Consider the following 12,478-nt stretch of genomic DNA (forward strand, 5'->3'; position numbering starts at 1 on the left):
TTATTGATTCTCGTTCGGGATACATACCCCGCAGCTTGCTGCGGGGTCGTTTATTATATACCCATATCCAATTAATGCATCGCCAACAGTATTATTACTTCTTGTTCCATATGGGTATGGCTGCCGTATTTCATGATTAAAATCAAATGGTGTTTGTTCAAGTTTCGAGGAGTACTTACTGTAATTTTTTCGTATAGCTCAAATTGTCTATGGCGATAGTCTGCTGAAAAAGGGTCTTCTATAATTTCGGAAGACCTTGGTTTATAAAATATCTTTGCCAATGCACTTCTTAACGCATCATCTGAAATAGCTGCTTTTTCTTCAGCACTATCTAGTGCTAAGATTAATTCTTCAACATTATCATACACATGAATTTTCGACATGTTTTCTTTCCTTCCGATTAGGCTAACGGGCGCGAGTTGAGCATCATTCCGCACGGAGCGTCTCTGTCGCCCGGCCAGGGAACTGTGAAGTTCCGTGCGTCGTGGTGGGCGGCAGGGACGCGAGTACGGGACGACGAAGTCGCCCCGAAGGGGTGACGTTCCAACAAGGGTTCGACGGCGCGCAGCGCCGAGAACCCGACGTTGGCTCAACTCGCGCCCGTTCATCGGCGCGAAGCGCCGATGAACATCTAGCTTGAGGGGCGCGGAGCCGGCTTGCCGGCGGAGCGTCCCTCTCAAAGCGATTGTTGGGCATGGCCTCGGATGACATTAGCGATTCCATGGGAACAGTGGCCGCAGAATGCGCTCGTAGTCTCTGGACAATGCCGTTAAAAGACAAAAGCCAAAAAGCTGGCCGAGGTAAGCCGTGGCGGTACTGCCTGGGAAAGCAACTGCGACGACTAAAAGAGCCAACAGGCTTATGCCGGCACCCCAACCAAATATCGCGGTTACGTACTCCCAGCGCAGCGATGAATGAGGCCCGCTTAGAAGATTGGCGACGAGCACAACAATTGCCGGCACGATTTGTGACAAGAAGTCCATGTTGATCGCGTCTCCTCTGGTTATGCCCAACGGGGCGCGAGCTGAGCGGAATCGGTCTAATACCGGAGAGCGCATAGGCGCTTGCAGGTGATTAGGCCGATTACCGCTCCAGCGAGTTGATAAGCGGAGCGCGCAGCGCGACACCTGCAACTCGCGTCGAGCGAAGCTCGGCTCGCGCTCCGCTTACGACCAAGCTGAGCGTCGCCGCGCAGCGGTGTACGCTCCAGCGCCGAGTTAGCCCGCGCCCGCTCACTGTCTCTGTCAATTCTCCAAAAAATCCCGGCCCCGCCTGCGCTCACCGTTCCTGCAGCGTCACTGACGGGCACCACTGACGCATCAACCTGTTATGCGTCTGCGGCGCCGCAGCGACGCTGCATAACCGATATTTGAAGTTTTTGCCAGAATTTTATTAAGAATTTCTAATAAAATCAATACGGGCGATGGGCTAACATCAAGTAGGTATCATAATTGACGCCTAACCTTACGTCAAAATTGACGCCTAATCACCAAAAGATCGATCAACTTCTTGATCAATATAGCACGTTGTGCGATAACAACGACACTAAAGCGCATGACCTTGGCGTCAGTGTTTCAGGTTCGCTTCTATTTGCCACTGCCCGCAGGAAATCAGCATTTTTGAAGCTTCCATGATCACAAGTATGGATGAGGAAAATGATGGATGTCAAACCAAAGTTGCTTGATCAGGTACGTCAAAAAATTCGTCTTAAACATTAGACTCGACTATCAAGGATTTTTTGGGTTGACCACCCTTGACAAGCTGTCTTGGATAAGATTGAGCGATACCCTATTGCCACGGTTTGCGCGGGAGAACCCGAATGATTTTTACCCAGCCACTGCCGTTCATCAATGAATTTGTTGAACTATTGGATCAGGGGATTCGAGAATGCGCCCTGCATCACCAGCTGTCGATCGCCCAGCGTTACTGGTTAAGCTTTTGCTTGATGGGCATCCTGCTGTCGCAGCAAGTCTGCTGGGCGGCGTTTGAACGCGTGGGTTTAAAGGGCTATTCGCAAGCGGCATTATCGTGGATGTTTCGACGCAGCAAGGTGCTGTGGCCGTTGCTGTTTCATGTGAGCATCCTGCTGATTTTGAAGAAGTATGGGACCACGGAGGAGGTATTGGTCGGGGACGATAGCGATCGTCAGCGGGCAAAAGTGACGAAACGGATTTTCAAGACGCACCAGATTTTCGATAAAAAGACCGGGGGCTGGTTTAATGGTCAGACGGTGGTGTTGCTCTATCGGGTGACGGCCGAGGTTAGCTTGCCGGTGGGGTTTGCGTTCTATCAACCGGACCCAGTGATCGCGACCTGGAAGAAAACTGATGCAGCCCTGAAAAAGCAGGAGGTCAAGAAAGCGGCCCGGCCGGCGAAACCGGTACCAAATCCGGCCTATCCGAGTAAATTGGACATCCTGATCAACCTGTTACGGAAGTTTTCGTGTTATCATCCGACCGTTCGGGTGAAGGCGGTGCTGGCGGATGCGTTATACGGCAGCGCGGAGTGGATGAATCGGGTCATGGCCCAGTGGCCGCAGACGCAAGTCATCAGTCAACTCCAGAAGACGCAGCAGGTGCGGTTTCGCCAGCGCACCCTGACCGTGGCACAGTATTTTGCGACGTATCCCGGGGTGGCCCACACCCTGCGCTTCCGCGGTGGTGAAGCCATCACCGTGATCTTGGGGAGTGCGCGGCTGTACGTCGGCGCCCACGAGCAAAAACGCTTATCCCGGTGAGGAAGAGTATCGGTATTTAGTGGCCAGTGACCTGAGTTGGCGCGCGATCGATATCGCGTCGGCGTATACCCTGCGATGGCTGGTTGAGGTTTTCTTTGAGGACTGAAAGTTACATGAAGGATGGGGGCAGTTGGCCCCGCAGTGGGACGCAGGGGGGGTCAAGCCGCGGCCTGACCCTGAGCCTGCGGTTGGACACGCCCTCCTCCTTCATCCCCAACAACAAGCCCGCCTGGAAAACCGGCGCCCCGCGTGTACCGTGGGGAGCCTGCAACCGTACGCCCGGATGGAAACGCTGATCAACGCTTTGACTGTCAAGACCGCCGATGATGGGATGTGGTAAACACTGAGTTCATGAAAAACGTTGGCGCCCTGCGCAAACTCAGCCACTGGGCATCGTTGCAATCCCGGTCGCGCACCCCGTTGTTTATCGCGCTGGGCGCCGGGTTGTTGATCATCGTGGCGATCATCGGGTCTTGGGGTGCAGGCGTTCTCATCGACTCGTTTTCGAAGCCTTCGCTGAAAGCGGAGCCGATCAGGATTGCCGTGGCTAACGCCTTCAGTGGGCCGAATGCCGCTGCCGGCATCGCCATGTTGCGCGGCGCGCAACTGCTCATTGATAAAATCAACGCTGAGGGTGGCGTTCACGGTCATCCTCTGGCGCTCCAGCCGTTCGACGATGTGCGTAATGCGCAACAAGCCGAGCGCGTCGCGGAACAGATCGGCCTCAGTCCGGATATCGTGGCGGTGATCGGTCATGGCTCCAGCACCGCCTCGCGCGCTGCCGGCTCGCTGTACCGATTGTACAAAGTGCCGGCGGTCACGCCGACCTCGACCAATCCCAATGTGACGCAGTTCAACCCCTGGTACTTCCGCGTTATTTTTAACGATGACTTGCAGGCGAACATCCTGGCGCATTACATCAAATCGGTCCTGAATTTCCGGTCCGTAGCCGTTGTGCGCTTGGCGGACGCTTACGCCGCCACCTTGAATCGAACGTTTGAGTTCACTGCAGACGCCATCGGGTTGCGCGTCCGCTCCTCGATCGTGTTGTCAGAACAACCCCGGCCCGAAGAGATCGACCAGGCAGTGTCGCAGTTAGCGGCGGATAACAAAATACAGGCCATCTTATTAATTCTGCGTCCCTCTCAGGCCAAGCCCCTGGTGCATGCCCTGCGCCAACGCGGCGTTACTGCGCAACTGCTGGGCAGCGACTCGCTGGCCTTGGCGGGGTTTAGCGCAGAACCGACCCCGGAATCGGCTGCTGATCGTGAACCTTCGCTACACTTTACCGAAGGCATGTATATCGCCGCGCCCTTCATTCCCGATACAGCGACCGCGGCAGCCCGGCAATTTATCCGCGATTATGCAGCAATCTATCAGGAAAACCCGGTGTGGAGCGCGATTTACGCTTATGACAGCGCGCAGGTGATCGCCGAAGCGCTGCGGCGATTGCCGGCGATCGATGGGGTTGATGTCCCAAGTCTGCGTCAGGCGGTGCGTGATCAACTCGCGGCGATGGATTCACCGGCGCGCGCCGCTTTGGGTCTGATGGGGCCGCTGTATTTCGATGCGGAAGGCGATGCGATTCGACCGGTTTACATCGCCCGCGCCAAGAATGGACATGTGACCCCCGCGACCCGCCAGTTGCAGTTCGTTCAGGACCCGGAGCAAGTCAGCGCCTTGCGGGCGCAGGGCGAGAACATCATTGATCTGGGCGACAGCCTGTTGCAGATCGTCCAGGTGGTTTATACCGGCATTCATTGGAACAAACTGTATGCGATCGACGAAAAGACGCGCACTTTTGCCGCCGATGTGGATGTGTGGTTTCGCTATAGCGGCGCGCTGGACATCGAAAACATTGTGTTTCCCGACGCGGTGACGCCGATCCGCTTGGCGAAGCCCAGCGTAACCCGGGATCTGTTCGGCGAGCACTATCGAGCGTTCCGGGTCCAGGGAACTTTTCACTACATCACCACGCACCGGAACCTGATCGACGGCAACGAAGATTTTACCCTTCAGTTTCATCACGCCTATCTGGATCACAATCGACTGGTCTTCGTTACCGACAGCCAGAACATGGGCTTGCGCGAAGGACACCGAGGATGGGGGCAAATTCTGCGTGCAGAGCAAGTGCTGGCGGCTGATTCCGGCTGGGTGATCAAGGACGGTGCGGTCTATCAGGAAATCCATAACCGCAGCACACTCGGCGATCCGCTGTTTCGGAGGATTGTGTTGCCGTACTCGCATTTCTACGCTCGCATCCAGGGTCATCAGGCGGAAGTCTCCTTGCGACGCCAACTCGCCCGGATTTTGCCCGATCAGTTTAGTGGATCGTGGTTTACCTTCTTCAGTATTCTGTTTTTCGTGAGCTGGACGCCCTGGCTACAACGCCGCGTTCCGGTGTCCATGGTTTTGCTGCGGCTGTTGGCCAGCGCCTGTCTGCTGTACCTGCTGGAATACCTTTTTAATAGCTTGTATGCCGAACGCCTGGAACTCTATCAGCTGGAATTGATGTTACTTTTCTTCAAGAGCCTGTGGTGGTTGTTGCCGGCGCTCTGCGTGGTTGCGCTGCTGCCACCGCTGGTCTGGCGTCCCATTGAACGGCAGACGCACTATCCCGTCCCGAATGTCGCCCGAACCTTCGTCAATTTGGTGGTTTTCGGGATAGCCGGCGTGTGCATTCTCGCGTTTGTGTTTGACCGGCCACTGACCACGATTTGGGCCGCTTCTGGATTGTTGACGTTGATTCTGGGCATCGCCCTGCAAAATTTGATTCTCGATGCATTTAGCGGCCTGGTGTTGAATCTGGAACGACCGTTCACTTTGTCGCAGTGGATCGGCATCGCGACCCGTTGGTACGGGCGGCAGTTCGGGCGCGTTGAGGAATTGAACTGGCGCACCACCCGGATCTGGACCCGGGATAACAATCTGGTGGTGATTCCCAACAGTGTGATCAGCAATGCAGTGATCACCAACTATTCCCGTCCCACCTATCCCAGCCGGATGGAGATCCCGGTCGTGCTGGAATTTTCCGTGCCGGTTGAACGCGCCCAGCAGGTGTTGGAGAACAGCGTTCGGCAGGTGGTCGCGACTGGCGTGTTATTAGCAGACCAGCCGATCCGCGTCGTGGTCGATACGCTGGAAAGCTACGGCGTTCGTTACAAACTACAGGTTTATCATCATCCGGAACGAGTTTCTCCCGAGATGGTCAAGACTGCGGTGAACCGGGCGATTATGGCGGGGCTACAGGCGGAAGGACTTCAGGTCGCCTTGCCGCTGGAACCGTGGTTAATGCGGCGAGGGTTCGGCTAGTAGTTCAAGAGGCGACCCGATCTCCGGCTTGATGGAGAAGAACGTCGATTTAGCAATTAACATGCCAGCAAAAGCGTGAAAATCGTTAACTCGGCTAGGTCTGGGTTCTCGTCGAATATGCGATGTGCCTTTTGTCTTTTTGAAAACCCCGCCGCAAGCGGCGGAGTTCTTTACTCTCCAGAATCGCAGCGCAATCCGTTACCGCTTTTCAATCGACACATAATCCTGGATAGCGTTACCGGTATAGATCTGCCGTGGCCGGTGCAAGCGAGCCTTGGTATTGTCATGAATTTCCTTCCAATTGGCGATCCAGCCGGGCATTCGGCCTATGGCGAACATCACGGTAAACATGTTGAGCGGAATACCCATGGCGCGCAAAATGATGCCGCTGTAGAAATCTACGTTCGGGTAGAGCTTGCGTTCTATAAAATAGGGATCGTTTAATGCCACATCTTCCAGTTCGCCAGCAATCTCCAGCAGCGGATCCTTGACATTCAGTTTGGCCAGCACCTTGTCCGCCGCCGCCTTGAGAATCTTGGAGCGTGGATCGAAGTTCTTATAGACCCGGTGACCAAAACCCATCAACCGCAACTTGGAATCCTTGGCTTTAACTTTGGTGACATAGTCGGACACGCTCATGCCGGATTGATTGATGAATTCCAGCATTTCCACGACCGCCACATTCGCGCCGCCATGCAGCGGCCCCCACAGGGCGCAGACTCCAGCCGCACAACTGGCGAACATGTTAGCGCCGCTGGAAGCGACCATCCGCACTGTGCTGGTCGAACAATTCTGTTCATGGTCGGCATGCAGAATCAAAAACAGCGAGAGGGCGCGAGTGATCTCCCGATCCGGCACATATTCCCGATAAGGCAGGGAAAACATCATGTGCAAAAAGTTATTGCAATAACTGAATTCGGGGTGGGGATACATCAGTGGTTGGCCAATCGACATCTTGTAACTGGCTGCGGCGACGGTGCGCACCTTGGAGATGATCCGCGCCGCTGCCCGCTCCAGAGTCGTTTCATCCTCGATCTCCATCATTTCCGGCTCATAGCAGCTCATGGCATTGATCATCGCCGAGAGAATGGCCATCGGAGGCGCGTTGGGCGGAAATCCCTCGAAATGATTGCGCAAGCTCTCATGCAACATTTCATTCGTGGTCAGCCGCGCCCGGAAGCGTTGTAATTCTTCGGGTGTAGGAAGGCGGCCCCAGATCACCAGCCAGGCGGTTTCAATAAAGGAACCCTTTTCGGCCAGTTGTTCAATCGGGATGCCGCGATAGCGCAGTATGCCCTTGTCGCCATCAATGAAGGTAATGTCCGAGGTGCAGGAACCGGTGTTGCCATACCCCTCGTCCAGAGTGATCAAACCCGTCCGGTCACGCAAAGTGGTGATGTCGATCGCCCGTTCTTTTTCAGTTCCCTCGATGATCGGGAATTCATAGGACTTTCCTTCCAGTTCGATACGGCAGTTTTGGCTCATGGCTAGGCTCCTAGGATTGGAATAGAGTGAGTTGTTTGGCAAAGCCTGATCATGGAGTCGATTTTTCTCGCTCCGTATGATTGCACAGTTCTTTTGGAGGCCGATCAGTCCTGTTGCGCCTTTTGGGTCAGTCCCAGGCATCTTGGGAAGATTATACAGGGGCAACGCGCGTTGCATAACTGGAACCTTGTGGATTTCCACATATAATCGAATAGTTATTAGATAATTTTAATATTATCTAATAATAACAAAATCTTATAGATAAGCGCGAAACCCCCCTCTTTGAAAAAGGGGGGCTAGGGGGGATTTTGATCCGCTCCAGGAGGGTTTGGCGTCGTTGGGCGGGCGATCATCGATGACCCCAAGCGCGCTATCACCAGGGCCTGTCTCTACGGTCCGCAAGTCCAGCGGAGTTATGCCGATTGCGCGGAGGGGTATGTGTTCCGGATTGAGCCATGTCCGCCCCGAGATCCGCAAAAAAAGTCCCGAGCTGCGCGTTCCATGCGGTTGAACATCGCCTTGTATAGCTCACAGTAGGGGTCTTTTTCAAACAGGGAGCCATGTACAGTGTAAGTTCGTACCGGGCAACCGCCGTGACAGAGTGATAAATAATTGCAGTTGAGGCAGTCACGCTGGATAAGTTGAATCGGTCGTTCGTTGAATTGCTGACGGGCGGGACTATTGCGCAACAATTCGCCAAAGTTGTCCGATTCAAAAATGTTCCCGTAGTGATATTCAGGATAACTGGTCACCCAGCAATCGCATTGCGCCACGTAACCCCGAGCGTCAATCGAGACCAGTGCGTTGGCGCAATTGTCACCCCAAATGCAAGGCAGTGTCGCTGATTCATGACTGAAATACTGGAGGAGGGCGTCCAGGGGTCCAACTCGCACCCCTTGATGGTAGCCGCGCTCCAACCAGACTTCAGCCAAATCCGTGTAAAAGCGATTGAGTTTCTGCACTTCCTTCACCGGCAATTCTTTTTTGACGCTGCTTGCTTCGCCGCCGGGGAAGGGCGTATTGACCTGGAAATCGGTAATGCCCAATTCATCGACGAAATGGGTGTAGAACCGTTCGGCACCGATGTCCAAGGTAGCCTGATTCGGCACCGCAATGACCTGCACATCGATACCCGCTGCCCGCGCTTCCCGCACCCGTTTGCCCCAGATTTCGTTATAGCTCTCCGGCCCCTGGCCAAGGAGTCTGCGGTGCAGGTTGGGGTAGTCCAGCGAGGTGCCCACGGAATTGCCGAACATTTTGGCAATGATTGAATTCCAGCGGGAACTGTAAGCCAGCATATTGCTTTGCAGGCTGTGAAAGACTTGTTTGCCGCGCGCTTCGGCTTCCCGCTGGATCAAATCGTGAGCCTGCTCGTACCAGCTCGGCGGCAGTAACATGGCTTCCCCGCCCTGCCAATAGATCGTCACTGCCGATAGCGACTTCTCCACCATATAGTCCAGCACTTTGCGCATAATCTCGCCCAGGCGATCGAGCGTCAACCGGTCAGTGGTTTTGTTCTCGAAACAGTATTCGCAATCTGCATTACATTGCAGGGTGGAGAGCAGGATCAATGAAAAGTGATTTTTCATGGGGAGGGTTCCTTAAAAACGGAAGGCAACCTTAATATAGAAGCTTCAGGCGTCAGGTTTCAGGTATCAAGAAAGGAAACAGGGAATTGCTTCTGAATTTGTCCGGTTTCCATGCGGAAAGACAATAGCAGGCGTTGTCTAAAGTCGGGTGGTGTCCCTCAGTTTACGTGATGAGCATCGTCGAGTGCGGGGAACAAGTGTTTGATGGTTTCCAAGGTATTCAGAAACGGTGCGGGTACCCGAAAGCCCAGCAACTCCGCCGTGGTCCAGATATGATCGGTCATCCCCGCCGCCATGGCCGGCGTGACAGGCCGCCATTTACGGGGCGATCCGTTGCCTCGGGTCGGTTCCGGGGTGGGCAATTCCTCACGCAGGCTCAGGTGGGGCAAGCAGAAATGGTAGTAAGCCAACGACAGCCACACCTGCTTTTCCATCCACGACCGTTGCTTGGAAAACGCGGTCGTCTTGCGAGCCAACCGCCGATTGTGTTCGCGCCAGGCCAGGTTATCCCGCTCCACAAAGCTCGTGTTGATCGTCGTGCTGGTGGCGGATGCGGCCAATCGCGCCTGAAGCTCGTCCGCGCTTCCCCAGACCCTCTTACGGGTCACCTCGACCACCCGTCCTTTTTCACGTCGCTTAACCACTTGAGCATACAGCAAATTCGGCGGTGGGCGGCACCGTGGGGCCGGATATCGTCCTCGCGTCCCTTGGCGCTCGGGCTGATACCATTCCCCATAGGCATGGAGCAAGGCGCTGGGATAGCCCGGCCATTGGTCGCTAGTAAAGAAGGGGACGTGATCGTCGGTCACATACACCACGCGCTCCAGGAGCAGGTTCGCCTGAGCCTGCGTGCGCTGGCCCACGACAAACCCTACCACCAGGCGCCATTCGGGCGCAAAGGCGACCCACACCCAAGCATCGCCATCCGTCTCGCACCATTGCTGCGCCATCGGCAGATTCTGGTCCTTGGTATGGACAAAGCTCCACAATTCATCCAGTTGACACTCGGTCACCGTCAGCTCGCGCCAATGGGACAAAACCACCAAACGACATTGCTGGGCGGCCCGAGTCAACCACGCACAAACCGTATCCTTGTCGATCTGGACGATTCGTGCCGTACCCTGGATGGAATTTCCCTCCGCCAACGCCCGCATCGCCAGTTCGAAAACGGCGGGGTCGGCCTCGAGGTCAAAATACGCAGTTCCGTACGTCAAGGACACTCTCCTCCCGCACGAACGACACAACGCCTGCTTTTTCCCGTGACTGGAACCATTTTTGACCAACAACCCTTGACCAAAGGGCCGACCGTAGTGGTGACAGGAACGATTGGGGCAGTAGAGCGTTTCCCACTTCATAAGATCCCCGGTCAGTGATTAACACCACAATCACAATGAGGATACATGTTGTCGTCGTCACTGGCTTAGCTCATCACGTAAACTGAGGGACACCACCTAAAGTCGTTGAAGGTTACTTTTCCAATCTTCCATTGCTTCAACTTTTGGTAGTGTCCCTCAACTGCTGTGGTGAACCTAGATGCTACTTTGATCATGCTGGGGCATCCGCCTCTGAGCTATGGTACTCAGCGGGGAGATCAGCATGGAGTGGGAGTCGTTGTATTGCCCAAACCGGAACTGCCGTCACTATGGAAAGCCCTTTAAAACAGGACAGTTGATCAAAGATGGGAGTAGCCGTGGTCATCCAAGAGCGCTCTGCCGAGCGTGCGGGAGACATGTCGTCTTGAGTTATGGAACGGCCTATTGTGGTTTGGATGCTGAACCCGCCGTTTTCGAATTGGCGGTACGCGCACTGGCGGAGGGGACTTCGCTGCGGGCGACCGCCCGGATTGTCCTGACGGACAAAGATACGGTGTGTGCCTGGTTGGACCGGGCGGCGCGCCAGTGTCGGCGGGTGATGCTCTATCTGTGGCATGATTTACATGTACTCCTCAGTCGTAAGTTCTCGGTCTAATCGTCGAACAAGACCGCCCCTGACTGAAGGTTAATCAGCCAAGAATACATTATTTAACCGAGTGATTTGAGCAAGGATTCAGACGATCGAAGGCGGGTCGGCCGGTTCCTCCTCCGTGGTACCTTGGAAAGCGTGTCGGATCTGCGCGATGAGACTGTTTGGTGGGAGATCGAGAAGTGGTTTGATCACCTGAGGAGCGAGGACTTGCCGGACTGTTTTCTCCGAGGGCAGGTCGCGGGAACGGGTGCGCAGATAGAACCGATGTTGTTGCCAGACTTCAGGGCCAAAGCGCAGAGCGATCAGCTGCAACAAGCCTTGGGCGACCACGGCGCAGAAGACGAAGACTTCATAGGCTTGCCAACAGGCGGCGACCGTGGGCTGACGCTCAATCACCGGGGCCTTGAGCGACCGATTCCGGGTCGGACGGCGGGCATGGCGTGGTAGGTGTGAAGTCCAGAAGTGAAAACAAAAAGCGCCCAGGAGCTGCTTTAATACCGCGAACAGAATTTCGATGCGGGTGCGGACACAATAGAGTTCCAACGCGGTGATGGGTGAGAGGCTCAGATCGGAGCACATGAGGACCAAAGGGCCGCGCGAGGTGATCGCGAAGATGAACAGGAGGGCGTCGCCGAGGGTTCTGTTGCGTTAATTTTTTTCGAGCACGATTGGGTAACCCTTGCAGGTTATTAGGCAGCCAGTGAATAAAATTGTCCTGCGGCGGAGAGATTCGTCCCTTCGGCCATGATCATTTGGCCCTTCTTGATCATGTGCAGGAGTTCGATGCCCCGCAGGGTGGTCCGAGCAGAATGAAAGCCTTTGAACCCCAGCATGGGGCGGACGATCCGTTTAACGGCGCGATGATCTTGTTCCACTAAATTATTTAAGTACTTGTTTTGGCGAATCTCAATGGCGGCGCCCGTCTCCTCCTGGAGTGCATCCAGGGCAGCGGTGTTAGCGCCACTCTTATCGATCGTGACTTTGTCCGGAAGACCGTGCTGCCGTATCGCCTTTTTGAGAAAGCGCAGGGCGGCTTTCTTATCGCGATGCGCCGTGAACAGGAAGTCGATCGTCTGGCCGTCTCGATCAACCGCGCGGTAGAGGTACTTCCACTGGCCTTTGACCTTAATGTAGGTCTCATCCATCCGCCAACTTGTGCCCACCGGGCGCTTTTGTCCTTTGCGGAAAGCCGCTTCCAACTGCGGCGTAAACTTCTGGACCCAGCGGTAGACGCTGGAATGATCCACGTCGACACCCCGCTCCGCCAGCATCTCTTCCAGGTTCCGATAGCTCAACGGATAGGCGAGGTACCAACGGACACTCGTTAGGATGATGTCTCGTTCAAAGCGGTGGCCTCTAAAATCGATCATGCGGGTTCTCAAGTCAGGAC

11 protein-coding genes and 1 pseudogene are annotated in these 12,478 nt (G+C 55.1%); 5 read left to right on the plus strand and 7 right to left on the minus strand.

Translation table 11 applies throughout. From position 1 onward, the window contains the following. Window positions 1-71: 71 nt before the first annotated feature. Both H6973_17375 and H6973_17380 read right to left on the minus strand, forming a co-directional pair. On the minus strand, window positions 72-383 hold the full coding sequence (locus H6973_17375) for a hypothetical protein (protein MCP5127346.1): 312 nt from the start codon (window positions 381-383) through the stop codon (window positions 72-74). 327 nt (window positions 384-710) lie between these two features. Continuing rightward, a complete protein-coding gene (locus H6973_17380; GenBank protein MCP5127347.1) occupies window positions 711-983 on the minus strand; it encodes a hypothetical protein in 273 nt (90 codons plus the stop codon). 836 nt (window positions 984-1,819) lie between these two features. Here H6973_17380 and H6973_17385 point away from each other — a divergent pair. From H6973_17385 to H6973_17395, 3 genes are all read left to right on the plus strand, one after another. Further along, window positions 1,820-2,737, plus strand: a complete 918-nt coding sequence (locus tag H6973_17385; GenBank protein MCP5127348.1) for a transposase — start codon at window positions 1,820-1,822, stop codon at window positions 2,735-2,737. 130 nt (window positions 2,738-2,867) lie between these two features. Further along, on the plus strand, window positions 2,868-3,077 hold the full coding sequence (locus H6973_17390) for a hypothetical protein (GenBank protein MCP5127349.1): 210 nt from the start codon (window positions 2,868-2,870) through the stop codon (window positions 3,075-3,077). An 11-nt stretch (window positions 3,078-3,088) separates the two neighbouring features. Beyond that, entirely contained in the window at window positions 3,089-6,049 is a 2,961-nt protein-coding gene (locus H6973_17395) for an ABC transporter substrate-binding protein (GenBank protein ID MCP5127350.1), read from the plus strand. Between the two features lie 198 nt (window positions 6,050-6,247). On the opposite strand, the gene H6973_17400 is transcribed toward H6973_17395, so the two are convergent. Further along, entirely contained in the window at window positions 6,248-7,534 is a 1,287-nt protein-coding gene (locus H6973_17400; GenBank protein ID MCP5127351.1) for a citrate synthase, read from the minus strand. 330 nt (window positions 7,535-7,864) lie between these two features. On the opposite strand from H6973_17400, the pseudogene H6973_17405 reads away from it, so the two are divergent. Further along, window positions 7,865-8,017 (plus strand): annotated as a pseudogene (locus H6973_17405) (IS21 family transposase). Here the strand turns inward: H6973_17405 and H6973_17410 are convergent. Further along, window positions 7,948-9,123 carry a radical SAM protein gene (locus tag H6973_17410; GenBank protein MCP5127352.1) on the minus strand — a complete coding sequence of 392 codons (1,176 nt, stop codon included), beginning with the start codon at window positions 9,121-9,123 and terminating at the stop codon, window positions 7,948-7,950. The pseudogene H6973_17405 and the gene H6973_17410 sit on opposite strands and share 70 nt — an antisense overlap. 158 nt (window positions 9,124-9,281) lie before the next feature. Then, window positions 9,282-10,367, minus strand: a complete 1,086-nt coding sequence (locus tag H6973_17415; protein MCP5127353.1) for a helix-turn-helix domain-containing protein — start codon at window positions 10,365-10,367, stop codon at window positions 9,282-9,284. Window positions 10,368-10,860: 493 nt separating this feature from the next. Between H6973_17415 and H6973_17420 the strand changes: the two genes are divergently transcribed. After that, on the plus strand, window positions 10,861-11,091 hold the full coding sequence (locus tag H6973_17420; protein ID MCP5127354.1) for a hypothetical protein: 231 nt from the start codon (window positions 10,861-10,863) through the stop codon (window positions 11,089-11,091). A gap of 78 nt (window positions 11,092-11,169) precedes the next feature. On the opposite strand, the gene H6973_17425 is transcribed toward H6973_17420, so the two are convergent. Together H6973_17425 and H6973_17430 are read right to left on the minus strand one after the other, a co-directional pair. After that, window positions 11,170-11,667 (minus strand): hypothetical protein, encoded by a 498-nt coding sequence (locus tag H6973_17425; GenBank protein MCP5127355.1) that lies wholly within the window; start codon window positions 11,665-11,667, stop codon window positions 11,170-11,172. A 110-nt stretch (window positions 11,668-11,777) separates the two neighbouring features. Further along, window positions 11,778-12,458 (minus strand): IS6 family transposase, encoded by a 681-nt coding sequence (locus tag H6973_17430; protein ID MCP5127356.1) that lies wholly within the window; start codon window positions 12,456-12,458, stop codon window positions 11,778-11,780. Window positions 12,459-12,478: the final 20 nt, after the last annotated feature.

The organism is Gammaproteobacteria bacterium, from assembly GCA_024235095.1.
Lineage (GTDB): Bacteria > Pseudomonadota > Gammaproteobacteria > Competibacterales > Competibacteraceae > UBA2383.